Source organism: Aeromonas popoffii (assembly GCF_037818705.1).
Lineage (GTDB): Bacteria > Pseudomonadota > Gammaproteobacteria > Enterobacterales > Aeromonadaceae > Aeromonas > Aeromonas popoffii.
Window position 1 is genome coordinate 3,210,244 of record NZ_CP149129.1, and the last position, 26,625, is coordinate 3,236,868.

The following is a 26,625-nucleotide window of genomic DNA, read 5'->3' on the forward strand; positions in this document are numbered from 1 at the left end:
ACTCCCACTGTTTTCCCATAAAAAAACCTGCTCCGAAGAGCAGGTTTTGCATGTCATTGGATTAGCTTCAGGTCGCTCAGGCGACGCGCGCCCGGCCCTGTATCACATCCCCCCAGGCAGACTGCACCAGGCTGTTGGCCTGGCTGTCGAGGCGATTGATCAGTCCCATGTCGCCCGCTTCGGGCGCGAAGCTGCTCATGGCCTGGATCAGGCTGTCGACCGCATGGTGCGAGAGCGCAGTGTAGGCGCGCTCGCCCTCTGCCTGCTGTTCGCCAAGGCCTATGACCAGCTGGGCCCGGTTGTCAGCGAAGTAGTTGCTGAAGGTGGCGCAGCCCAGTTGCTCGAACTTGCCCTGCTCGCTCGCCCCGTCGGTGTGACGGTTGACCAGCAGTTGCAAGTCGTAGCCGCTGCGCTTGAACCAGAGATCCCGCCAGCTGACGTCGTTAAAGACGATGAAATCCTCCTTGCCGATGTCCTGCACCAGGTTCTCTATCACCTCGCCACTGAACACGAAACTGTCAACGCCGGTGCCGCCACTGAAGCGGTTCTGATAACCGCCCAGCACCAGCAGATCATCGCCGTCGCCACCATCGAGCTGACTGAACTTGGCGACCCGGTCGGCGATCAGTCGATCCCGGCCGTCACCGCCCCGGATGGTGGCGTGATAACCCATCAGCTTGACCTGATTGTTGCCATGCTCCGCCAGCAGGCGGTTGTGGTTGCCAAACACAATGGCAACGTCATCCCCCTCACCCAGCCGGATCTGGTTGTGATGGCCTATGGTCACCACAAAGTCCTGATCCGCACCGGCATCGATCTGGTTGTAGTTACCGGAGGTGACCAGATAGTCCTGGCCTGCACCCCCTTCCACTATCCCCTCTTCCCCGAAGATGAAGACCTGATCGTTGCCCTCGCCCATGAAGGCGCGGTTGACACGGCCAGCCAGCACGGCGACATCGTCACCCTGCCCGCCAAACATCATGTTCTCCCGTCCCATCATGATGCCAGTGTCCTGACCGGCACCGCCGGTGAAGATATTGGAGGTACCGGTGGCATAGAAGACATCGTCCCCGCGCCCACCCCAGAAGTTGTTGTTGTCACCGAGGTAAGCCCCCAGATCCTTGCCGTCTCCCCCCCAGTTGAAGTTGTAGTTGCCAAGGGAGACGTGCATGTCGCCATCCCCCTGCAGGTGACCACTGCTGCGCAAGAAGTCGAAGGTCTGCTCCTCCATGTTGAGCAAGTCCGCCGTCAGGTTCTGCTTGAGGTTGCTGGCCAGCGCCTTGATCTCCGCCTGCTTGTCGCCGTTGAACAGGGTTGCAAACAGGTTCGGCATGTTGAGGGCATTGAAACCGAACGCCTTCTCCTGTGTGGCGGCCGGCTGGGTAGCGGCCTTGGCTTGGCCCTCCCCTTGCTGCACCGTCACCTCACCGGGTTTGGCCTCCTCGGGCGCCGCCGCCTGCAAGCCGTGGGTGCGGGCAAAATCGCCGAGGGCATCTGTGCCGAGATCCAGCCCGGCCTTGAGGCTGTCGAGCCACTTGGCAGGATCGGTCAGGCTCTTGAGCTGATCACCACCAAATTCGGCGATGACCCCCAGCATCTCCTGCAACAGCGCAGGCGCATCGATGGCCGCGCCATCGCGCGCCATCAGCTGGCCCCGGGCGTTGTAATCCACCCCGAAAATATCCGCCAGCGTGGTGTCGGCACCGACCCCGGCCAGTCGGCCCAGCAGCCGGTTTTGCAACTGGCGCGGCAGATCGGTCGGAGTGAAGGTAAAGGTGGTCTTGGCCTGCCCGGTCGACGTGAACTCCTGGGTCAGGATCCCGAACAGGGAGCCCAGGTTGGTGTCCAGAATCGCCTGGATATTGTCACCAAACACAAAGTTCCAGTTGCCCGTGGTGACCTGGATATCGGCCCCCTGCCCGGCAACTGCGAAGTTGAACGCCAGCTTCTCGTTGGCCTGGCGCAGCTTGTCCGCCCGGCTCAGAGGTCCCTGTTCGCCCTGACCACCGCCAGAAATGCGCTTGTTGAACGCCTTGTTGAGGGTTGCTTCCAGATCGCTCTTGAGGCCGCGACTGCTGCGCTCATGGTCGCTATCGAGCGCCGTGAGCGAGCCGTACTTGACGCTGCTGGTCTGATCCAGCCCGGCCATGTCCGCCACGAACTTGTCGGCCCCGGCCAGGGTCCACTGCTCCCACTGGCTGACAACCCAGTCCGGCTGGGAGCCATCACCGGCAATCTGCTGCAGGGCACCGGCGATGCGGGCCGCCCCGCCAAAGGGGTTGACCATGGGCGGCGTGGGGATGGATTTCTCCAGCATCACGATGAGATCGTTGCTGCGCCCCAGGTTGAAGCTGACGTTGCGTTGACCCACGAACAGCTGGGCCCCCTCCAACGCCCGGTAACCGGCAATGTCCAGGCTGTGTTTGCTGTCGCCATCCCCGATGTGCACCATGACGTTGTTGTCGCCGAAGGCCAGCGACTTCATGCCCCCCGTACCCACTTTGACACCCAGGTTGCTGGTACCCCAGTTGATAGCGGTGAACTCGCCATCCCCCACGTTGACCTGAATATTGCCGGAGTAGCTGACGGCATTGTCGGTCCTTTCCGCAGCAGGCTCAGGCTGACGCTGTTTTTCGGGGGCGACGAAGGTTTCGTCGTTGTCGGCGATGGCACCGCGGGCGCGGCGCTCGCCATCACCCCGGCCCACCTTGGCCAGATCGATATCCCCTTCGGCCACGCCGCCGCGCACCAGCTCGGTGTGCGCCACAGGCTCGCCGGCTTCGTTGAGGGTCAGCACCACCTTGTTGCCAGCCACCTTGCGGGCCCAGACATCATCTTCACCACGGGTGTGCTTGCGACCAGCCAGATCGACCGCCACCTCACTGCTGCGGGCCGATACCTGGGCGCTTATCCCCTCATTTTTCAATGCCTTGATGAAGCGACTCGCAAAACCGGTCTGCTGATCGTCGCTCATCAGGGAGCAACCCACCAGACTGACGTAGCTCGGCTTGCTCGCCACCCCCGCCTCTTGCAGGCGATCGCCAAACCGGCGCAGACGCCCGGCCAGCTCATCGGCACTGTAGCCACTGAGTCGGCTGTTGTTCTGCTCGTCACCGTCGCGACCGTGACCCACCACCTGCCAGCGAATATTGCCAGCCAGCTGCGCAGGATCGCCATACACCAGCCGATAGTTGCCATCCGCATCCAACTGCATCACCACGCTGTGGTCGGGGTGCTTGCCCGCCAGACTGGCCGCCGCTTTGGCGGCAACCGGATCATCTTCGGTCTGGATGATGATCTGGCCATCGAAGCGGGTCTCCCCCCCCTGGCGGCCCGGTGTCACCTCAAGCGGCTGCCACTGGGTAACCTGCTGGTTGCGTACCGGCTGATCCGCACCGTCTAGGCCCGCCACCGGCGTCCATTTCCTGGCGACATCGCCGTACTCGACCCGCTGGCGGGTGTCATCCTCCTGCAGGTGCAAGCGGTTGTCTGCATCCACCTTCAGGGCGGGCAGCCCCAGACGGTGGGTAATACCGGGCACAAAGCCTTCGATCCCCTTGTGGGAAGCCAGGTGCGCGCTGCCGTAGATGGCGACGAACTTCTCGCCAGCCGGCAACTTGCCCAACACGTCGACGGCGACGTTGTTGGCCGCCCCGGCGCGATACATGAGGCCGTGCTCAGTCCCGGCAATCGCGGGCCTTGCCGTGCTGCCATCATCCAGCGCCACAATCCGCAGCCCTTTCTCTCGCGCTCGCTCGAACAGGGAGAGATCCAGATGCTTGGTTTTCAGCATGGTTGCCAGCTCGGGGGACATCTCTCCCCCCGCCAGATAGCGGTCGATCAGCGGCTGTGCCAGCTCACCGCGCAAGTGCTCCAGACCGATGACGGTCACCCCCTGCGCCTTGAGGGCATCCATCTGCTCGTTGACGAAGCGCAGACCATTGACGTCGCTGCCATGGGTTTCCCCGATCAACAGGCCGTTACGGTTCTCCAGCAGGCGTGACAGCTGCCCCGCCAGCGTGCTCTCCTGTGCCACCTGATCGTTCAGATCCCGCAGGGCATTCCCGGCATAGCGGGCATCCCAGGCCGCCACGTCTGTCTGCTTGCTGCTGTGATAGATATTCTCAACCTGCTCGAGGCGGCGTGACTCCAGCTCGCCGAGATAGCGGCGGTCGGCAAACTGGTCCAGCATGATCATCTCGGCAGAGAGCTCGGAGCCGGGCGCAGCCTGCTTGGCTGCCTCCTTGATGAAGTAGACAGTCATCTGGGCAGACTGATCCCCCGTCATGTCCTGCAACTCCTGATAGGAGTAGCCCAGGTGCAGCACCTTGCCGGTCTCGTCCAGCACGGCCTTGCTCAGCAGCCCCTTCGACTGGGCGTCTGCCAGCCACCTTTTCAGCTCGTCATACTGCTCGCCGAGCACGACATGAAAGCTGGCATCAAACGGCAGATCCGCAGGCGCCTGCCCCTGGTATCCCCCCTTGACCGCCAGATAGGGATCTTCTGCCGCCCAGCGCAGCAGCATCTGGGTGAGACCCGGATGCTTGCCATTCGCCTCCTCGGCAGCCTTGCCGATGACGAGGGCCGCCAGATCGGGGCGACGCGTTGCCAGTGCCGCGACATCGGCTTGCAATGACGCCAGCTCACCGCGATAGAGACTGCCATTGAGCTGGCTCTGCAACTGGCTCAGCGCCGGGTTTCTGCCGGAGCTCTCGTGCCTGGCCAGATAGCCGTCGATCAGGTTGTTCAACCGCAATGCGGCCTCCACCTGCGCCTGCCCGGTCGCACTGTGCAGCACGGTGAGCTGATCCAGGATCCCCTGATAAGATTCGCCAATCGGCTTGGCAAACACCTGGGCGGCTTTTTTCAGTTCATCCGGGCGAGAGATGGTTGAAAAATCGATGCCACTCTTGCGGTTGAACAGATCGCCGACTATCTGCCCGGCGTACTGGCCCATCAGCCGGTTGCTGGCCAGATGGCCATAGAAGGTCTGCTCACCGCTGACCTGATACCCGGCCACGGCCAGCTTGGCCCGCAGTTTTTCACCCTCGCTGCCAAGCCCTTCGTTATCGGTCAGCAGCATGATGGGCGTGCTCTTGGGCAGGCCGTCGAGGTTTTTCTCAACCGAGAAGCGCCCGTTGACCGCCTTGGCGATCGCCCCGACCAGACCGCCCGGATTGGGCAGCTCATGGGCAGTGATCGCCTTGCTCATGCTGGGCATGGGACGATCGAGCAAGAGACCACCCACCGGCTTGCCCTGCTCGGCGGCATAACGGGCCAGATCGGCGGCGATGGGGCCGCCCATGGAGTAGCCGTGGATCAGGATCTTGTCCGGTGCCACGCCCCGCTCTTCCACCAGATAGCGGAACATGGTGCGGGCATCCTGATAGACCCCCTGTTCGCTGGGGCCGCCATCGCTGGCCCCGTAGCCGCGCAGGTTGACTGCCAGCATGTCGATGCCCTGCTTCTGGTAATGACTGCGAACGGCATCGGCCTGCTCCTCGGCAGAAGAGCCCGAGCCGTGCAGGAACAGCACCACCTCGGGACTGGCGCCAGGCTGGTTTTTCTGCCCCTGACCGTCACGAGAGGCACCCTTGTGCAGATAACCCGACAGACGGCCAGCCTCCCCTTGCAGGGTCACCTGTGCAGCCTCCCCCTTGCTCACCGCATGGTCGAGCAACTGCCGGGTCATCTCATCCACCTGGCGACGCTCATCCCGGGTGCCATACAGGTTGTCGTTAAGGAACCGGGTCAGGGGGTTGAGCGACTGCCTGTCTACCGGTGCCGAGCCGTCGCTCTCCATGGAGACGGGCTTGCCGGATGATACGGGTTCAACCACATCGACCGGGGCAGTGACCTTGCGCGGCGACCCGAGTGCGGCCAGCTCAGCCAGCTGCGCCGAGTGGGCGTGTTGCTGATAAAAATCGAGGGTGCGGCCAAAGGCACGATCGAGGGCATCCTGCACCGCCGCCTTGCCGGCATCCCCCGCCAGCATCACCAGATCCCGGTAGTTGGCGGTGTAACTCTCCAGCACCTGCTTGCGCGCATCCCCGCTCGCCTGCAACGCCTGATAGACCGCCAGACTCTCGTTCACCGAGTGGCCGCCATCGAATACCAGGAAGGTAAGGGTGTTGAGGTAGGCCTGACTCGGGGAGTAGCCCGGCTCTTTCGCCGCCAGGTAGTTGTTCAGGTGCACCATGATGTTGGTGGAACCGGAGGCCCCGGTCACCACGGGCAAGCCTTTGTCCAGCGCGTTGCGCTCGAAGGTGGTCTCCTTGCCCGGCGTCAGTATGCGGCCATCGGCCACGCTGCGCCCGCTCAGGAAGTCGTCGTACTTTTCCCCGGCAGGCTGGTAGTGCAGACCTGTGCCGTAGTCACTGGTGGTGCGACCCGGCAAGTCGACTTGCAGCAAACCGTCCTTGGCAGAGGCGATCTCGGTGCTGGTCGAGCGCGCCTTGGTAATGACGCTGCCATAGAAGCGATCCCCCTCTCTCTTCCAGTCGGCCGTGTCCATGCCGAGCTCGGGATGGGTGGCCATCTTCACAGCCAGGAAGGGCACCTTGATGACATCGAAGCCGTTGTCGACCCGGGTCATCATCTGCTTGAAGGTGGCCAGATTCGGCTCGGCCAGAAAATCGGTCAGGCTGGGCACCCGGCTGAACCAGGGACGGGTGTCCTTCTTGATGGCCTCGGCGAATGCCGCCATCTTCTTGTCGATGCGCTGGCTCTGGGTGGCCTCATCCAGCTGCAGTGTCTGGATCCAGTCGCCAAACTCCTTCACCAGCCTGGCGCCCAGTTGCGCAGAGGTATCGATCGCCGCCTGCGACGGTGAGGTCACCAGCGCATGGGCAATCTCAGAGTCGAAACGACGGCCAAACAGGTTGTCTATGTACTGGCCGGTCGCCTTGCTCTTGTTCGCATCGGCCAGCAAGGCTTGTGCCAGTACCTGCAGCTGCGGCTGATCGCCCAGCGTCTTGCTGGCGGTCTCAAACAAGGTAATGGTGCGAGGACCATTCACCTCGCCAGAGAACCAGATCGCCTTGACCTCGTCGGCCAGCAAGCGGGTTTGCGGCGTGTCGAACTGACCCAGCTGATGGGCAAACGCGATCAGACTGTCATGTTCGGTACGGGGTGCCTGCCGCTCGGCGTTAGAGTTGGTGTCGGTGAGCGGACGAATGCTGAGCTCGGTCACCCGGGCGATGTCGGCGGCACTCAACTCCCCCACAGCGCCGGTGATCCGGCCTATGCCGTCGAACAGCAGCTGATGTTCAAAGCGGGCTGTCTGTTCCGGCGGCAGTGCCAGACCATACACACCGGCAGCCTTGGCCCTGAAGGCGAAGGTGTGGCTCTGCAAGGAGGCGACCTCGAAGCGCAGCGCCGTCACCAGCTCACCGCGCTGGGCAAACTCTTTGGGGTCACGTGCCTGCCACTGGGACAGGCTTTGCTCCAACAGCCCCAGATTCGCCTCCGATGGCTGTTGCTGCACCCGTACCACGGCCTCTCGTACCGCCTTGAGTCGCTCGCTTGGCAAGTCGGTCGAGAGCTTACCCAGCTGGCGACGGGTGGAGTCGATGAAGTCGTTATCTTCGCGCTTGAGCAGCTCGAAGGCAAAACCGGCGGTCTCGGGGACGGCTACGGCCGGGCCTCGCACAGGGCTCCCCAGCCCGGCCAGGGAGACCCCGGACAGGCCCTGCTCGGCGCTGCGGCGCGAAGACGCATGGCTCGCCGCCACAGTAGTGGTGTCCGCCTCGCGCTCACCAACCATGCCGGGCAGGGTAATGGCGGGCGTGCCATGAGCCCGAAGCCCGGCATTGATCTGGAGACGATTGACCGCAGCCAAGGCGCCATCGAGCGCGGATTGCTCCTGTTCACTCACGCCATTGGCGGCATCGATGGCAGATGGCTGGGCGCTGGCCGCAGCATCGGTCGACAAGCCGGTGGCATTCGGCACATCAAGCTCACCGGCCTGCGGCAGCCGGGGTGCCGCAATCGGGCTCTGGCCGTTGTTCACTCCCTGATGGCTCGGCTTGTCGCCGCTTTGTTTCAGGCTTGCCGCATTCTGCCTGGCTTGTGTTGCCTGCTGACTGGCCTGGCTGCTCGCCTGCTCGCCTGCGGCCTGCGCCTTGCTGGCGCTCGACTCGCCCTCTTGCTGCCGCTGCCGGGCATCGGCATCGCGGGTCAGGGCATCGAGACGACGCTGCTCGGCCTGCTCGGTCCGGCTTTGCCCCTGCGCCCGGGCCTCGCCCTGCAACTGCTCGCTGCGCTGCTGGCCAGATTTGGACTGGGCCAGGGCGGCATCGACCTGCTGGCTCTGCTGCTCACGGCGGGATCTGGCATCCGCGATCGCCTCACCTGCCGTGCCACTGGCCTTTTCCAGGTCGCCTTGTAGATCGGTTAGCAAGCGGTCGGCAAAACCATGGCGCCAGTGCTGGCCGGACGGGATGGTGGCCGCTTCGGGCTGCTTGAGCGGTTCAAACTGGCGGGCCAGGGTGTCGAGCTGGGCCGTGATGTCGCGCGCTTCTGCCTCGATGGCGGTACGCTGCGCCTGACCATTCGTTGCCAGCTTGCCCTCGTCGGTGGCGTCCAACTGGGCCTGAGCGCCCGAGATGGCGGCGAGCTGCTGCGCCTTCTCCTGCTCCAGTCGCTGTTTGTCGGCATCGGCACTCGCCCGATCGGCTTGGGCCCGGGCAGCGTTGCCATCTTCCACCAGCTGCGCGCTAACCTGGCCGATCTCGGCCTTGCCAGCCGCCGTGGCGACCACGTTGTCGAGCAGGTAGCCAAAGCCGTTGTTCTCCCCCGTGCCGCTAAACGCCAGGGTATTGCTGCCCGCGCGAGCAGTCAGGGTCAACTGTTTGGTCTGCCAGCTGTCGGCGTCGCCCGTGCTGGCAAACACCCGCTCGCCGTTCCACAGCACCTCGATGCCGTGCTGCAGCGAGATGTTGGCCCGACGGGCAAAATCGAAGTTCAGAGTGACAGTCTCGCCCGCCTTGAGGCCGACAAGATCCTGGGAAATTTGGGTGTTTCGGTCGGTAGAGAGTTCGCTGACGCGAGCGCCGTGCCCCTCGGTAGCCAACCCGTAGGCGGTGGCGGAATGCTCTGCTTCGATCCCCTCACCGGCATGCTGCCAGCCGTGGGCGCCCTGTTCGAAATCGCCGTTGACGATGAGGTTTTCGCCGCCTCTGGCAAGGCCTTGCTCATCGAGCTGCAACCCCTTGTCCATGGCTTGCTCATCCCGCTCGCCAGTCTGGCTCACCTGGCCGGTCAGGCCGCTCGCCAGCGAGGATTTCACCTCGCCAATCACGTCCAGACCAAAGCCGCTCAGGGCCTGTACATCCCCCAAACTGGCCGCTGATGGCGCCTTGAGCGGGCCCTCTTCATCGCCCTGTACCAGATAGTTGATAGCCTGGTTGCCTGCCGCACCGAGCAGGCTCTGCTTGATGTTGTCAAACAGGGTGCCGAGCTTGTTGCTGCTGGTGTTGCTGCTGGCGAGGGCCAGGCTGTAGAAGTCGCCATTGCCTATCTTGATGGCCACGTTGTGGCGGGCATAGGCCGCCGTAACGTCGAGCCCGTCGCCAATCTGGATATTGGCATTGCCCTTACCCTTCATGACAGCGACGTTGAGCCCATCCCCCACCTTGGTGTTGAGGTTGTAATCACCCCAGGCCAGGTTGATGGAGCTGCCATCGCCGACCTTGATGTTGTTGTTGAACTTGCCGTAGGCGGCGGTGACGCTCAGGCCATCCCCCACTGTGGTGGTCTGGTTGAGCTCCCCCTTGGCGAGGGTAACCTGGATGCCGTCGCCCACCCGGGTGACGACGTTGGCCTTGCCGAGCAGCGCCTGGTAGCTCTCGCCATCCCCCACCTGGGTGACTATGTTCGCATCCCCCTTGGCCAGCACGACCTGACGGCCATCCCCCACCTTGGTGATGATGTTGGCGCGACCCCAGGCACCGGTGTAACTTTCACCGTCGCCGACCTGGGTGACCAGGTTGGCTTCCCCTTGCAGCACCGCCAGCTCGCGGCCATCGCCGACCTGGGTCAGCACGTTGGCACGGCCCTTGGCAAAGCTGTAACGGTCGCCGTCACCGACCTGGGTCAGCAGGTTCGCCTCCCCCCAGGCCCCCTGCACCACCAGTCCGTCACCCACCTTGGTGATCAGGTTTGCCCGGCCCTTGGCCAGGCCTATGGTGCTGCCAGCGCCGACATGGGTCATGACATTGCCCACCTCGGAGATGAGCAGGCCCACAGTGGTGCCGTCACCTACCTTGGTCAGCAGATTGCCCTTGCCCCACAACACGGCGGCCGTGGTGCCATTGCCCACGTGGGTCAACACGTTGGCATCGGCCTTGGCGAGGACGCCGAGGAAGTCATCCCCGACCTTGGTGATGATGTTCGCCTTGCCCAGCGCCAGTACCCCGGTCAGACCGCTGCCCACATGGGTCACTATGTTGGCCTTGCCAAACAGGGCCGCCAGGGTAGTGCCATCGCCCACCTTGGTCATCACGTTCAGCTCACCGGCGAACAGCCCCAGGCTGGTGCCGTTGCCGATGTGGCTGTAGACGTTGGCCTTGCCAATCATCAGCGCGGCGGTCAGGCCATCCCCCACCTTGGTCATCAGGTTCGCCTGCCCCAACATGGCAGCAAAGGTCTCGCCCCGGCCGACATGGGTGAAGACATTGGCATTGCCCACCATAGCGGCCAGCGTCATGCCGTTGCCCACCTTGGTCGCCAGGTTGCCCTGGGCCAGCATCAGGGCGACGGTCAGGCCGTCACCGACATGGGTGAAGACGTTGGCCTTGGCCACCATCAGCGCCAGGGCATTGCCATCCCCCACCTTGGTGAAGACGTTGGCCACCCCGCCCATCAGGGCCCAGGCGTCGCCTTTGCCTATCTGGGTAAACAGGTTGCCTGCGCCTATCATGGCGGCAATGGCCGTGCCATCGCCCACCTTGGTGAACAGGTTGCCAGCGGCCCCCATGACCCCCAGGGTTGCGCCATCGCCGACATGGGTCAGCACGTTGCCCGCCCCCAGCATCACGGCAGAGAGATCGCCGTCACCGACCCGGGTCAGCACGTTGGCAGCCCCCAGCAGCAGCGCCTGGGTATCACCCCGGCCAATCTGGGTCAGCACATTCACACCGCCCCCCAGAATGGCCTGCACCTTGCCGTTGCCCTGCTTGGTGAGCACGTTGGCGCCCCCCAGCAACACGGCGCGGGTATCGGCTGCCTCGTCCCCCTGGCTGATGTGGGTCAGCACATTGGCGCCCCCCAACAGTCCGGCGGTCAGCTGGCCGGCACCCAGCTTGGTCAGCACGTTGGCGCCGCCGACCAGCATGGCATCAAGCTGCCCCTCACCGGCCTGGGTCAGCACGTTTGCCCCACCGCCGGCCAGCCAGAGACCATTGCCATCGCCGATCTGGGTGTGGGTGTTGTAGCCGCCCAGCATCACGACCTGGCTGTCGCCACGTCCCTGCTGCACCGAGATGTTGCCATAGGCCAGCAGGCGGGCCAGGTACTCCCCATCCCCGCTGCGTACCAGCACGTTGGCCGCACCGGCGGCATAGACATCCATCTTCCCCTGCGCCCCCTGATGCACCAGTACGTTGGCAAGGCCGGCACCACGGAACACCAGATCGCCACGCTGACCGCGTTTGATCAGCACGTTGGCCGCCCCGGTGCCATTGAAGTGAATGTTGCCCTCGGTCACGTCGGACTCGATGACGTTGCCGGCACCGGCACCGTCGAAGAAGATGTCCCCCTTGCTGTTGCCGCCGTCTTGCTGACGGGGCAGCAACAGCTGGCTGGAGAACTCCCGGGTGGCAGGCAGGCGATCCGATACCGCAGTCACAGTATCGAGTTGATAGTGCACCTCGCTCAGGGAGTAGCTCCCCTTGCCCATGGAGGTAAAGCCGGTACGCTCAGAGATGACCTGATTGGCCAACCCTGCCAGATGGTTTCCCTCCTTGTACCAGGCCTTGGACAGATACTTGAGCGCCCCTGTCTCCTGGTCATTGGCAAGCTCCACCACCACTATCTTGGTGTAGGGGCCAAGCTGCTTGGCAAACACATAGGTGTTGGCCTGCACCCGGGATGTGATCGCGCTCACATCGACCTTGGTGCCATCTTCAAAAATGGCGTAGCCACTCATCTTGGCGCTGGAGAGTGTCACGTCGGCGGCCGCCACGTTCACGCCACCGCCGTAGTTGATCCAGCTGTTTTCGGTCAGATCCGCTTCCACCGCATCCAGCTTGATGCGCTGGCGCCGCTCAAACACCAGATCGCTCAGCCGGTAGGCGCCATCGGTTTGGGTCGAGATGAAGCCGTGGTGATCGTCAATCTGCTGGCTGGCAAGCCCTTCGAGCTGGTTACCCTCCTTGTACCAGGAGGTGGAGAGATAGCGCAGGGCACCGTGCTCGCCCTCGTTGGAGAGCGTGATCCGGTTGACCTTGGTATACATGCCGTCGAAGAAGGCAAACAGGTAGGTATTGGGTTGCAGGCTGGACTTGATGGCCGTGACGGCGTGGGACTGGTTGATCCAGCTGCCGCCCATGGTGGCCGTGGTCAGCACAATCTCGTCAGCGCGGGCGCCGGCAAAAGGAGAGCTGTCGCTGCCCGCCCCCTGGCGGGAGAGGTGGTTGTATCCCCCGGCCCCCTTGAAGTGAATGTTACCCTCGGCGACATCGGACAACAGCCGGTTGTAACCCCCACCGCCGATGAAACGGATGTCGCCACGGGTCTGCAGATAGGCATCATGCTCATGGCGCAGACGGGAGATCTCGTTCCAGCCGCCGGCGCCGTTGAAGGTGACATCTCCCTCGCGTCCCTTGCGAAACACCTTGTTGTAGGCCCCGGCCCCGTTCAGGGATAGGTTGCCGGATTCCACCTGGGAGCTGATGATATTGGCCGCGCCGGCGCCATGGAAGCTGATGTTGCCGCGCGATCCCTGATACTGGCTGTACCAGGTACGATCTATCTGGTTGGCCGCCCCGGCACCGCTGAAGGTCAAATCGCCCCTGTCTGTCTGGTGCCAGAGCTTGTTGTAACCGCCGGCCCCCTCAAAACTCACGTTGCCACTGATCCCCTTGCGGGTCAGGAAGTTGGCAAAGGCCGCCCCCTGATAGCGGATGTCGCCCTCGCGCCCCTGGTGATCAATGTTGGTGCCACCGCTGGCACCGGCAAAATGGATATTGCCCGACTCGGACTTGCTGATGTCCGCATAGCCCGCTGCCCCCTTGACGGTCAGATTGCCGGATTCGTCGACCACCTTGAGGTAGGCGGCGCCGCCGTACACGCTGTCATTCCCCGTGCCGGTATAGACGGTGGCGCCAATAGAGCCGATTTTGATCGTATCGTCACCGCCATAGGCACGGATGACGCCGCCAAAGCCAACGGCATCGATGTCATTATTGCCATCATCTGCCGTGTAATTACCGGTAAAGAAGTACTCAATACTTCTCCATACACTCTGTCCCATGTATTAACTCATTATGATTAAATGGAAAACCACTGCACCCTGCGCACACAATGACCACGTTCGGCATGAACATGACCACGCACGGTACAGACCCGCTGCCCTTTCCATGGCAAAAATATCCGGCGACGCAGATCGCTCACCACGGCACGGGCATGTCCGTAAGGCGCTATCATCTCTGGAATAAAAATATGGTTGCCGGATTGCCAATCCTCACGGATCAGCTCCCGCTCGGCGGCCAGCAAGGTGTCACGAATGGATAAAGAGACAAACGCCCAGTTGCAAAATGCAACCGGGCGTCCTTGTGCGTCTTCATAATAGCTGAACTGGTTCAATTCAAAGGCAGGCAATATTCGCTGCTGCCACTCGGCGACGGAATAACGCCGGTGCAGGGAGGAGTGCTGACTCAGCAGCATAACTCCCCCCAACATATGTTGATTTTGTTGCCAGTTCGGTTCCGTTGATTGCAATACCAAGCTCATTGGATCCCCAACCGGAACATTATTTTTTCTTGCGCGGCGCGGCCTGTGCTGTGGCAGCCGGTGCGGCTTGCGGCTCGTCAGCGGGGGCTGACGGGATCAGGCCTGCGGCGATCAAATTGTCAAACTCGGCGGCCATGCGCGGATCTTCAAGCATATTTTTTATCATTGAAACCATATACATAAAGCCAGCTGCAGGCATATGGACCGTCTGTTTCAGCATCAGCTCGTTGTCGCTTTCAGCCATGACACCTTGCGCCATCTTCAGCGGATCTTGTCCGACGAAATAGAGCGAGAAGATCCCCTTGTTATAGTTGACGCTGGATACTGTCTGTACAAACTGCTCTGTCATATAAATTCCATTATCAATAAACATAACGACAAAAAAAAGAAAAGAATGTCCCCATGTAAAATAACACGAGGTTAACATTTTGCTTTTCACTATATTTACCATATTTGAAATCATTCTCAGGTTCAATTAAACAATGACCTGAAAACAGAATTAAAATGTCAACACAAATATCAACTCAATCATTAAGGTTAATGTCTTGGTATTATGTAATGAGTTATTAGCTGAGTGGGTGTGGCCATTTTTATCATGCAGGCTATCAGTCAAGATAATATTTGACAGTGAAAAAATGACTCGTTAGTATGCGCGACCTGCCTGCAACAGGCCACCTTACCCCATATAAACAGGAGGGGTGTCACAGCGGCATACGGATATATTATGACGGCGAGCGAAGAGTCTGTTTTAGCGTGTCTCAATATTATTATCGGGATACAGGGTTGTCCCTCTAAAGATATAGCACCCACGCCAGACGATACCTTTGACAATATTGTCGATACGCTGCAACAACAGACAGGGGTCCGCATTCGTCAGCGTCATATCCCCCCTCGCAAACTCGATAAACTGACCCTGCCGGTGGTACTGCTGAGCCCCTCTGGCGAGGCGTTTGTGCTGGCCCAGCGCCAGGGTGGACAGGCGCTGATCCTGGATCCGGCAGTCGGCAAGCCGCAAGTCATAGCACAAGACGCCCTGCTGGCACGCTGGGGTGGCCGCCTGCTCGAGGTCGGCAAACGGCAGGGACGCTTCGACATCCGCTGGTTCATCCCCGCCTTCTTGCAGCAAAAACGCCTGCTCGGCGAGATATTGCTGTTCTCGCTGGTGTTGCAGATCCTGGCGCTCATCTCCCCGCTCTTCTTTCAGGTGGTGATGGACAAGGTGCTGGTGCACCAGGCCTGGGCAACCCTGGATGTGCTGGTGTTCGGGCTGCTGATCACGGCCCTGGTGGAGGTCTGCCTGCGCGGATTGCGGGAATATCAGTATGCCCACACCGCCAACCGGATCGATATCCAACTCGGTCTGCGCATGGTGCAACACCTGTTTGCCCTGCCGCTGCTCTATTTCAAGCGTCGCCAGGTGGGCGCCATTGTGACCCGGGTGCAGGAGCTCAACACCATCCGCGAATTCCTGACCGGCACCCTGTTCACCCTGACGGTGGACGTGCTGTTCATGTTTGTCTTCCTGGCCGTCATGGCCAGTCTCTCCGGCATGCTGACCCTGGTGATCCTGCTCTCGGTACCTGCCTATGTGCTGATCGCCTGGTGGATCACGCCGCGCATGCAGCAGGCGGTCGAGCAGCAGTTTGGCCATGCGGCCACCAACACCGCCTTCTTGAACGAGACGGTCGCCGGGGCCGAGACCCTGAAAAGCCTGGCACTGGAACCGCGTTTCGTGCGGCGCTGGGATGAGCAGACCCGCCAGATGGTGGAGGCTGGCTACCGGGTACAGCAACTCAACAATGCCTCCCAGCACGGGGTCATGTGGCTGCAAAAATTGGTGACAGTCGGCGTGCTCTGGCTCGGTGCCAGCGAGGTGATCGGGCTGCAACTCACCATAGGCCAGCTCATCGCCTTCAACATGATGGCCAGCCACGTGGCACAGCCGCTATCGCGTCTGGTCGAGCTGTGGGGTCAGTTCATCCAGACCCGGATCGCGGTAGACAAACTCGGTGACATGCTCAACCTCCCCCCGGAACATCAGCGCGATGGGGATGGCCGCATCCACGCAGGCGCCATAGTGCTGGAGCGGGTGCATTTTCGCTATCAACCGGATACCCCCCTCACCATCGACGATCTCTCCCTCGCCATCGCCCCTGGCGAGACGCTGGGCATTGTCGGCGGCTCGGGTTCGGGCAAGAGCACCCTGGCCCGTCTGCTGCTACGGCTCTATCAGCCGGAGCAGGGGCAAATCCTCATCGATGGCCAGCCCATCCAGCAGATCCCCCTTGCCCACCTGCGCCAGCAGATGGGGGTGGTGTTGCAGGAAAACCACCTGTTCAACAAGTCGGTGCGCGACAACATAGCCCAGTCGGTGCCCCACGCCAGCCTGGACGACATCATACGGGCCGCAACCCTGGCAGGCGCCCATGAGTTTATTTTGCGACTGCCCCTTGGCTACGACACCGTGCTGGCGGAAGGGGGCAGTTCGCTGTCGGGCGGTCAACGCCAACGGCTGGCCATTGCCCGTACCCTGCTGGCAGACCCCAGGATCCTCATCTTCGACGAGGCCACCAGCGCCCTGGATGACGAGTCCCAGGCGCGGATCCAGCACAACATGCGCCACATCGCCAGCGGCCGCACCGTCATCACCATTGCCCACCGCCTCTCCACCGTGCGCCATTGCGACCACATCCTGGTATTGCAGCGCGGCAAGATAGTGGAGCAGGGCGACCACGCCAGCCTGCTGGCACTGGGGCAGCACTACGCCAGGCTGTGGCAGCTACAACAGGACTTGCACGAGGAGACCCCATGAATCTGCGCACCTGGCTGAGCCGCTTGCGCCAACCCGGTCCGGCCCGGCAGCAGGGGGCCCACTACGGCTTCCTGCCCGCCCATCTGGCGCTGGCCGAGACGCCGCCCTCCCCCTTTGCCCGCATCACGGCGCTCACCCTGAGCTCCGGTGTGCTGCTCACCCTGCTCTGGGCCTGCTGGGGCCAGCTCGATATCCAGGCCACCGCCAGCGGGCGTCTGCTGGTCTTTGGCCGCAGCCAGATTATCCAGTCCTACGAACAGGCCAGGGTGCTCACCATTCACGTGGAAGACGGCCAGGCGGTCGCTGCCAACGCGCCGCTGCTGACCCTCAACACCCTGGGGGTGAGCCAGGACCTGAGCCGGTTGCGTGAGCAACAAGCGTTCCAGTATCAGACCCTGATCCGTTATCAGGCGCTCTATGGCAACCAAGCCGTCACCCAGCACCCCGACTACACCAAACTCACCCTGGCGCAGCAGCAAGCGCTGGCGGAGAACCACCAGAGCGAGCTGCACGAGTACCGGAGCACCCTCAACAACCTGCGGGCCGAGCTTGGGGTCAATCAGGCCAATCAGGCCGCCCGACGGGGGGACATGGCCTCCCTCACGACCCTGCTGGCCAACATCCGGCCCCGCCTGCAAGCGCGCCGGACCCTGAGCCAGTCCCAGGCCATCTCACGGGTGGAATATCTGGAGCAGGAGAAAGAGCTGTTGGAAACCCAGCGCCAGCTCGCCCAGCAACAGGCCGAGCTCGAAGTACTGCAATCCCAGCAGCAGAGCTTGCAGGAGCGGCTGGCCGGTTTCAAGGCGCAGAAACAGCGGGAGTGGATCGAGAAACGCCAGCAGGCCCAGCTGCAACTGACCGCCATCGAGCAGGAGCTCGCCAAGCTGAGCGAGCGGGAGCATCTGGAGGTCATTCGCGCCCCGGTGGCGGGCACAGTGCAGCAGCTGGCCATTCACACCCAGGGCGCCGTGGTACAACCGGCCCAGCAGTTGCTGGTCATAGTCCCCAATGAGGGAGTCCAGTACGCCGAGGTGAAGATCCTCAACAAGGACATCGGCTTCGTGCACCAAGGGCAGACAGTCAGCATCAAGGTGGATGCCTTCCCCTATACCCGTTACGGCACCATAGATGGCGAGCTGGTCAGCGTGTCGCGCGATGCCACCACGGATGAGCAGCTGGGGCTGGTCTTTCCCGCCAGGGTCAAGCTGAGCCGGGGCGAGATGCAGATAGACAATCAGCCGGTACGGCTCACCCCGGGCATGTCGGTGGTGGCAGAGGTCAAGACGGATAGGCGCCGGGTGATCGACTACCTGCTAAGCCCGATCCGTGAATACCAGGCCGAGGCACTGCGGGAGCGATGACCATGACGCACGCTTTACCGGCCTGCGAGGCCCCCGTGAACGACCCTGCGCCCATCGCCAATGGCGCCCTGGACGCCCTCGCCCATGCGGCCCATCAGCTGATGATGGCGGCGGATGCCGGGCAACTGGCCCACGCCATGGGTTGCGATCTGACGCCAGAAGACCTGACGGTGCGCGAGGCCGCTGCCCGGCTCGGCCTGCGCAGCGCCCTGTCACAGGGGCCGGGTTGCCCGCTGGCGGCACTGCCACTGCCGGCTCTGCTCAAGCGGGAGGGGCGCTGGTTCACGATCACCGCAATAGCACAGGACGGCTGGCAGCTGTTTGATCCTGCGACTGGCGCCAGCAGCCTGCAACCGCTACCGAGCCCGACGCAGGCGGCGCAGTGGCACTATCTGTTGCTGGCCCAGCAGGATCTCACCCCGGCCGAGGTCAAATTCGGGCTGGGCTGGTTCAGCCCGGCGGTACTGCGCCAGCAGAAGCAGGTACGGGACGTCTTCTGCTTCGCCATCGTGCTGCAGCTCATTGCCCTCGCCAGCCCGCTGCTGTTTGAGAACATCATCGACAAGGTGCTGGTGGGACGCAGCCTCGGCAGCCTGCAAGTGCTGGCCCTGGCCATGCTGGCACTGGCCTGCGCCGAGCCGCTCTACAGCTTTCTGCGCGGCCAGGTGTTCGGCCATCTGGCCAATCAGGTCAACGCCGAGCTGTCCGGCAAGCTCTATCGCCATCTGGTCGGCCTGCCCATCGACTATTTCAAGGCGCGCCAGACCGGCCAGATCATCGCCCGGGTCAAGGAGATGGCCCAGATCCGCCAGTTCCTCACCGGCTCCACCCTGATGCTGGTGCTGGATCTGGTGTTCATCCTGTTGTTTGTCGGCGTCATGTTCCATTACGCCCCCGTCTTGACCGGCTGCGTGCTCGGTTCCTTGCTCGTCTATTTTCTGCTGTGGCTGCTGATTGGCCCTCTGGTGCGCAAGCGGGTAGAGGCCGAGTATCAGGCAGATGCCGATGCCACCAGCTTCCTGACGGAGGCCGTCACCGGCATCGAAACCATCAAGACCACGGCCACGGAGCCACGTTTTTATCAGGAGTGGCAGCGTCTGCTGGCACGTCAGCTGCGGCGCGGTTTTCAGGCCAGAAAGGTGGGGCTTGCCGCGGGTCAGGGCATCGATCTGGTGCAAAAGATCACCGCCGCCCTGCTGCTCTGGCTCGGGGTTGGCGAGGTACTGAACGGTCGGCTGAGCCCGGGTGAGCTGGTGGCCTTCAACATGCTGGCAGGCCACGTCACCCAGCCGGTATTGCGGCTGGCTCAGGTGTGGCAGGACTTTCAACACACCCTGATCGCCCTGCGCCGGGTGGGGGACATACTCGACGAGACGCCCGAACACGGCAATGGCGGTCTTGCCTCTGTCCCCGCCCTTGAGGGGGCCATCGAATTTCGCCATATCCGCTTTCGCTACCAGCCGGATGCCCCCGAGGTGCTGGCCAATCTCTCCCTCTCCATCGAGCCCGGGCAGTTCATCGGCATCACGGGCCCTTCCGGCTGTGGCAAGAGCACCCTCACCCGCCTGCTGCAACGGCTCTACGTGCCCCAGCACGGCCAGGTGCTGGTCGACAACATGGATCTCGCCATCGCCGACCCCGTCTCATTGCGCCGCAACATGAGCGTGGTGCTGCAGGAGAGCATTCTGTTTTGTGGCTCGATCGGCGACAACATCCGCATCTGTCGCCCCGATGCCAGCCAGGCCGAGGTGGAGCAGGCGGCGCAGCTGGCCGGCGCGCTCGGCTTTATTCGCGAGCTGCCCGAGGGCTTTGGGCAGCAGGTGGGCGAGAAGGGCGCCCGCCTCTCTGGCGGACAACGCCAGCGCATCGCCCTGGCCCGCGCCCTGCTGGCCAACCCCAGGATACTTCTGCTCGACGAGGCCACCTCGGCCCTCGACTACGAATCCGAGGCGGCCATCATGGCCAACATGGCGGCCATTCGCCAGGGCCGCACCCTGATCAGCATCGCCCACCGCCTCAACACCCTGCGCAATGCCGATCGCATCCTGGTGATGGACAAGGGGCAGATAGTGGAGTCAGGCAGCCACGAGGCGCTGCTGGCACGACCGGGACTCTATGCCCGGCTGTGGCACCAGCAGACCGGGGAAGAGGCGGAGCACCCAAAGGTCCTCACCCCTTGATGATTAACCAGCGAATAAAAATGCCCTGATTCAGTCCCGATACAGGCACTCCTGATAGGATCCGGATTGACTCTCCCCGGCATAAACCCTCTAATTGACAGCCTGGATCCCCATGATCGCGCACCTTATGAAAATATTGTTGGTCGAAGACGACAAGCTGCTCAATCACCACCTCTCCACCCTGCTGACCGAGGCCCAGAATCAGGTCCACAGCACGGACAGTGCCCAGGTGGCCCTGCATTACGCCGCTGATTACCCCATAGACGTAGCCATCATTGATTTGGGGCTACCGGACATGGACGGCTTGCAACTCATCAGACAGCTGCGCGAGCGGCAGATCCCCTTCCCCATCATCATCCTGACCGCCCGTGGCAACTGGCAGGACAAGGTGGAGGGGCTGGAAGCTGGGGCGGACGACTATCTGGTCAAGCCGTTCCAGAAAGACGAGCTGCTGGCACGGCTCAATGCCCTGGTGCGGCGCAGCGCTGGCTTCATCTCGCCCAAAGTCAAAGCAGGCGACTATGAGCTGGATCTCTCCCGCAAGGAGCTGACCATAGCGGGTGAGCCGGCCGTGCTCACCAGCTTCGAATACCTGATCCTCGAATACCTGATGCGCAACGCTCGCCAGGTGGTCTCCAAGCAGCAACTGCTGGACCAGCTCTACGGCGATGGTGAAGGGGACCCCAACACCATAGAGGTGATGGTGAGCCGACTGCGCAAGAAGCTGGACCCGGAGGGGACCACCCAGCCCATCTCCACCATCCGGCGCCAGGGTTACATCTTCAACCTCTCCTGCAGCTGATGCGCCTTCGCCTGCCACGGCCCATGAGACTGATCCATCGCTCGCTGCATATCAAGCTGATGCTGAGCGCCATGCTGGTCATAGCGCTCATCATGGCCTTCTCCGTCTACATCCTCTATCTGGGCCACACCGAGGAGCAGGCCCAGAAGGCCAGCATCCGCATGCAGGAGAACCTCTCCAAGCTGTTCTCATCCAAGCTGCCGGATCTCCATACCACCAAGGATCTCGGCAAGATCACGCCGGATGCCATCGACCCCAATCTGGATACCCTGATCTGCCGGGCCGATGGCCAGCTGAGCTGGTCCAGCCTGCACATGCCGGAGGTGATCAGCGCCAAGGGCACCATCTGTCAGGATCTGATGAAGTACCTCGGCGGCCTGGATCAGGACTACTTCTTCAAGCGTCACACCATCCAGAATGGCGAGAGCTACTTCATCTACAGCCTGCGTTTTCTGCGCAATCACGGTGAGGGCCCCACCACCTATTACGTGGTGATGGTCGACTCGGCCAAGCGTTACCTGACCCAGACCCGCAGCTACCTCTATCAGTGCATCCGCCAGGCCCTGCTGGCCTACTCGCTGCTCGGCGCCCTGCTGCTGCTCACCAGCTTCTGGAGCCTGACCTCATTGCGCACCATGGCGCGCCAGATCGACGAGATCCGGGCGGGCAAGCGGGAGGCGCTCTCCGACGACTACGAGCGAGAGCTGACGCCGCTGACCGAATCAGTCAACCAGCTGCTGGAGAACGAACGCCAACAGACCCAGCGCTATCAGCACGCACTGAACGATCTGGCCCACAGCCTGAAAACCCGGCTGGCGCTGATCCAGATGACGGCGCAGGAGATCAAGTTGGGGCACGACATCCATGACAACATCAGTGAGCAGATCCTGACCATGGATCAGATCATCCAGTACCAGCTGCGCCGCGCTGTCACCGGCCGCAAGCGCCTCGCCAGCAAGGGCACGGAACCTGTGCCCCTCATCGAGAAGCTGCTGGCCAGCCTCGCCAAGGTCTATCGCCACAAGAAGTTGCAGACCCGCTTCACGTTCGATGACGACGTCTTCTTCGCCGGCGAACAGGGGGACCTGATGGAGCTGATGGGCAACCTGCTCGACAACGCCTTCAAGTTCGCCATCAGCGAAATCCGGGTGACGGTGAGCCGCCGCCACGACCGCTTGCGGATCGCGATTGAGGACGATGGCCCGGGCATAGACCCGAGCAAGTCGCAACAGATCTTCCAGCGCGGCGTGCGCGCCGACAGCTCTCCCGGCCAGGGCATAGGTCTGGCCGTGGTCACCGAGATAGTGCACAGCTATGGCGGTCAGATCATGGTGGATGAATCGCCGCTGGGGGGCGCCCGCTTCACCCTGGATCTACCCTGAGTTTGCCTCAACCCCGACAGGGCCGACACGAATAACGACGCCTGCCCGCAGGCGTTGTGCTTTATCCCGCCCTTTTCCCCAGCCGGCACAGCCCGGCATCCGCAAGATCACATCACGCAGGGGAAGCGATAATCCGGGAGCAGGGAGGAGATCAAAAGATAAAAAAACCGGCCGCAAGGGCCGGTGAAACAGTTCAGGCTTGTCAGGTGACAAACGCACCCAGTGGATGAAGACAAGTCCCAATTCCTTATGGTGCCCTGGCCTCTTGAGTACGTGTGGTTACTCTATCCCATGGTCACTGAATCAAAGCTGTACCATGGGACAATTGGCTGCCGCACCTGTTTCGGCTTACAACTTGATGCCCAGCGATTGGCGCAGGTAGGCACCGGCACCGAGCAGACCCGGCCCCTCGTGGGTGATGAGGAAAACGGGAATATCCTTCAGATAGGACTTGAAACGTCCCTTGTCTTCGAACGCCACCCGAAAGCCCGAACCAATAAAGAACTCCTGGAAACGCGGCACTATGCCACCGGCGATGTAGACACCGCCAAAGGTGCCCAGGTTAAGCGCCAGGTTGCCGGCGAAACGGCCCATCAGCACGCAGAACAAGCTGAGGGTACGCCGGCAATCCAGGCATTCGCCCGCCAGCGCCCGCTCTGTGATGTCTTTGGGTGCAAAGTCTGCTGGCTCGCGGCCATCGGACTTCACCAGACCGCGATAGATGTTGACCAGACCGGGCCCGGAGAGCAGTCGCTCGGCCGAGACATGACCCAGTTCGGCGCGCATCACCTGCAGCACGGCATCCTCTTCTTCGCTGTTGGTGGCAAAATCCACGTGACCCCCCTCGCCCGGCAGGCTCAGCCATTGCTCACCCGCCTGCACCAGGTGGGCAACCCCCAGGCCAGTGCCCGCACCATAGATGGCGATGGGTTTGCCGGCCACGGGCGCAGCGCCGCCCAGCTGAAGGCGATCGGTATCAGCCAGCACGGGCACCGCCATGGAGACGGCGGTGAAGTCGTTGATCACCTGCAAGCGGGTCAGGCCCAGATTTGCCTGCATCTCGCTGATGGAGAATTCCCAGCAGTGGTTGGTCATGGCGACCCAGTCGCCCTTGATGGGACAGGCGATGGCGATACAGGCCTGACTCACCTGCACCTGATGCTCATCCAGATAGAGGCGCATTACGGCCTCGAGACTGGGGTGAGCCAGTCCGGAATAGGTCTTGGCCCGGGAAATGGTACCAGTCGCCAGCTCGCACAGGGCCAGCCGCGCATTGGTGCCGCCTACGTCGCCGACCAGTGCATGGGTATGCTGCATAAAACAACTCCTTCGTTACTTGGGTCGGGGCGGCCCTTACCGTCCCGCAATTATTATTTGGCAACAATTCTACCCGAGCCCCTCCCCCCGCGGCGCAATTGATGGATGCAAGTGTGCGCCCGCTCACAGTGTTGTTGCTTTGCAACATTTGTAAGCGTTTTCACGGGAAGGGTGGAAGTTTGTAACCAAAAAGACGAAATAATTAGACATGAGTCATACTTTGCAGGGCCAAGATTAGTTTCGATAAGAGCTTGTCTTGTATAGTCATCAAGTTGATTGGAAACCTGCTTAGCCGTGAGTTTAGTGCAAAGACACTGAAGCTAAATTACAAAAATGCCTGGTGGTGATGATGAATACCCTTGATAAAATTACTAATAATTTGGAAAGTTTCAGTAAATCAGAGCGTAAAGTTGCCGAGGTCATTCTGGCCTCCCCGCAGACGGCCATTCATTCCAGTATCGCTACCCTCGCCAAGATGGCCGACGTCAGTGAACCGACCGTTAACCGTTTCTGCCGCCGTCTCGATACCAAGGGCTTTCCCGACTTCAAACTGCATCTGGCCCAGAGCCTGGCCAACGGCACCCCTTATGTGAACCGCCACGTGGAGGCAGAAGACGGGCCAGAGACCTATACCGCCAAGATCTTCGAATCCACCATGGCCTGTCTGGATGCCGCCAAGAACAGCCTGGATATCTCCGCCATCAATCGTTGCGTCGATATCCTGACCCAGTCCAAGAAGATCAGCTTCTTTGGGCTGGGCGCCTCCTCCGCCGTCGCCCGCGATGCCCAGAACAAATTCTTCCGCTTCAACATCCCTGTGGTCAGCTTCGAGGACATCGTCATGATGCGCATGAGCTGCATCAACAGCAGCGAAGGGGACGTGGTGGTACTTATCTCCCACACCGGGCGCACCAAGGCGCTGGTGGAAATTGCTGCGCTGGCCCGCGAGAACGACGCCACTGTCATCGGCATGACCGCCAAGGATTCCCCGCTGGCCCGCGAGTGCAATCTGGTGCTCTCCATGGACGTGCCGGAAGACACTGATGTCTACATGCCAATGGCATCGCGTATTGCCCAGCTGGCTCTGGTAGACGTGCTGGCGACCGGTTTTACCCTGCGCCGTGGCATGAAATTTCGCGAAAACCTGAAGAAAGTCAAAGAAGGTTTGCGCGAATCCCGCTTTGATACCCCCCACGCTTCCTGACGGGCGGGGGCCTTGGCCCCCGGCTGTCTATGCCACCTTCCTTGGTGTAGTATTGTAATTTAGTAACAAAAGCCACCCAGATGGCTTGCAAGCGGGTGCAATGGGCCATGCGCTTGACGGGGCAGTATCCCAAGTCATATCAACTTCAAACTGGAGTCTTTCATGCCAAGACGTACAAAGATTGTAACCACACTCGGTCCGGCGACCGATCGCGAGGGGATCCTCGAGGGGATCATCCGTGCCGGCGCCGACATGGTGCGGATGAACTTCTCCCACGGCACTGCTGAAGACCACATACTGCGCGCCAAGCAGGTACGCGACATCGCCGCCAGACTCGGTCGTCACGTCGCCATCATGGGTGACCTGCAAGGCCCCAAAATCCGCGTCTCCACCTTCAAGGATGGCAAGGTCTATCTGGCCATCGGCGACAAGTTCATTCTCGATGCCGCGCTCGGCAAGGGCGAAGGCTGTCAGGAACAGGTCGGCATCGACTACAAGAGCCTGCCCGATGACGTGATAGCCGGCGATATCCTGCTGCTGGACGACGGTCGCGTGCAGCTGAAGGTGGAGTTGGTCGAAGGCACCCGCATTCACACCACTGTGACGGTGGCGGGCCCCCTCTCCAACAACAAGGGCATCAACAAGAAAGGCGGCGGTCTCTCCGCCCCGGCCCTGACCGAGAAAGACAAGGAAGACATCAAGACAGCCGCCCTGATGAACGTGGACTACCTGGCCGTCTCCTTCCCCCGTTGTGGCGATGACCTGCGCTACGCCCGCGAACTGGCTCGTGAAGCCGGTTCCAACGCCAAGATAGTGGCCAAGGTCGAACGCGCCGAGACCGTCGCCACCGATGAAGCAATGGAAGACATTATCCTCGGCTCCGATGCCGTCATGGTGGCCCGTGGCGATCTGGGCGTCGAGATCGGCGATCCCGAGCTGGTCGGCGTACAGAAGAAGCTGATCCGTCACTCCCGCCGTCTGAACCGCGTCGTCATCACAGCGACCCAGATGATGGAGTCCATGATCAACGCCCCGCTGCCGACCCGTGCGGAAGTGATGGACGTGGCCAACGCCGTGCTGGATGGCACAGACGCAGTGATGCTCTCCGCCGAGACCGCCGCCGGCCAGTTCCCCATCGAGACAGTGACCTCCATGGCCAGTGTCTGCGTGGGCGCCGAGAAACACCCGAGCCTGAACGTCTCCAACCACCGCATGAGCTACACCTTCACCTCGGTGGAAGAGGCGGTCGCCATGTCGACCATGTATGCGGCCAACCACCTGGAAGGAGTCAAGGCAATCGTGGCACTGACCGAATCCGGCACCACACCGCTGCTGATGTCCCGCATCAGCTCCGGCCTGCCGATCTTCGCCATGTCACCGCACAACAAGACCCTGGCCTGGACCAACCTCTACCGCGGCGTCACCCCTGTGCTGTTCGACGGCGACGAGACCAAGCCGGTCTACGAAGTGTGCCGCGAGGCGCTGGATGTGCTCAAGGACAAGGGGCTGGTGCAAAGTGGCGACATGGTGTTGCTGACCCACGGTGACAAGATGGAAACCGTCGGCAGTACCAACACCTGCAAGGTGATGATGGTCGAGTAATTAGCCCATCTG

Annotated in this window: 11 protein-coding genes; 7 read left to right on the plus strand and 4 right to left on the minus strand. The window is 61.9% G+C overall.

The features are described 5' to 3' along the window. Positions 1 to 76: 76 nt before the first annotated feature. From rtxA to WJM78_RS14625, 3 genes are read right to left on the minus strand one after another with little or no spacing between them, the layout of a single operon-like run. On the minus strand, positions 77 to 13,474 hold the full coding sequence (gene rtxA / locus WJM78_RS14615) for an MARTX multifunctional-autoprocessing repeats-in-toxin holotoxin RtxA (protein ID WP_339010108.1): 13,398 nt from the start codon (positions 13,472 to 13,474) through the stop codon (positions 77 to 79). A 17-nt stretch (positions 13,475 to 13,491) separates the two neighbouring features. Further along, positions 13,492 to 13,953 carry an RTX toxin-activating lysine-acyltransferase RtxC gene (gene rtxC, locus WJM78_RS14620; protein WP_181364707.1) on the minus strand — a complete coding sequence of 154 codons (462 nt, stop codon included), beginning with the start codon at positions 13,951 to 13,953 and terminating at the stop codon, positions 13,492 to 13,494. 19 nt (positions 13,954 to 13,972) lie between these two features. Continuing rightward, entirely contained in the window at positions 13,973 to 14,302 is a 330-nt protein-coding gene (locus WJM78_RS14625; protein ID WP_042038626.1) for a hypothetical protein, read from the minus strand. A gap of 375 nt (positions 14,303 to 14,677) precedes the next feature. On the opposite strand from WJM78_RS14625, the gene WJM78_RS14630 reads away from it, so the two are divergent. The 5 genes from WJM78_RS14630 (at position 14,678) to WJM78_RS14650 (ending at position 22,490) form a co-directional block, all read left to right on the plus strand. Next, the gene (locus WJM78_RS14630) at positions 14,678 to 16,765 is read left to right on the plus strand and encodes a type I secretion system permease/ATPase (RefSeq protein ID WP_339010111.1); all 2,088 of its coding nucleotides are present in this window, start codon (positions 14,678 to 14,680) and stop codon (positions 16,763 to 16,765) included. Continuing rightward, positions 16,762 to 18,126 (plus strand): HlyD family type I secretion periplasmic adaptor subunit, encoded by a 1,365-nt coding sequence (locus WJM78_RS14635; RefSeq protein WP_339010112.1) that lies wholly within the window; start codon positions 16,762 to 16,764, stop codon positions 18,124 to 18,126. The genes WJM78_RS14630 and WJM78_RS14635 overlap by 4 nt, the downstream gene beginning before the upstream one ends. Positions 18,127 to 18,128: 2 nt before the next feature. Beyond that, on the plus strand, positions 18,129 to 20,306 hold the full coding sequence (locus tag WJM78_RS14640; protein WP_339010114.1) for a type I secretion system permease/ATPase: 2,178 nt from the start codon (positions 18,129 to 18,131) through the stop codon (positions 20,304 to 20,306). Positions 20,307 to 20,433: 127 nt separating this feature from the next. Then, a complete protein-coding gene (locus WJM78_RS14645) occupies positions 20,434 to 21,108 on the plus strand; it encodes a response regulator (RefSeq protein ID WP_042038607.1) in 675 nt (224 codons plus the stop codon). Beyond that, complete coding sequence (locus tag WJM78_RS14650) at positions 21,108 to 22,490, plus strand: ATP-binding protein (protein ID WP_339010118.1); 1,383 nt, start codon at positions 21,108 to 21,110, stop codon at positions 22,488 to 22,490. The genes WJM78_RS14645 and WJM78_RS14650 overlap by 1 nt, the downstream gene beginning before the upstream one ends. Positions 22,491 to 22,838: 348 nt before the next feature. Here WJM78_RS14650 and glk read toward each other — a convergent pair whose 3' ends face one another. Beyond that, positions 22,839 to 23,807 (minus strand): glucokinase, encoded by a 969-nt coding sequence (gene glk, locus WJM78_RS14655; protein WP_339010119.1) that lies wholly within the window; start codon positions 23,805 to 23,807, stop codon positions 22,839 to 22,841. A 346-nt stretch (positions 23,808 to 24,153) separates the two neighbouring features. On the opposite strand from glk, the gene WJM78_RS14660 reads away from it, so the two are divergent. Further along, positions 24,154 to 25,011, plus strand: coding sequence for a MurR/RpiR family transcriptional regulator (locus tag WJM78_RS14660; RefSeq protein ID WP_042038604.1), 858 nt, complete (start codon positions 24,154 to 24,156; stop codon positions 25,009 to 25,011). Positions 25,012 to 25,173: 162 nt separating this feature from the next. Then, complete coding sequence (gene pyk / locus WJM78_RS14665) at positions 25,174 to 26,613, plus strand: pyruvate kinase (protein WP_042038603.1); 1,440 nt, start codon at positions 25,174 to 25,176, stop codon at positions 26,611 to 26,613. The last annotated feature ends 12 nt before the right edge of the window (positions 26,614 to 26,625 follow it).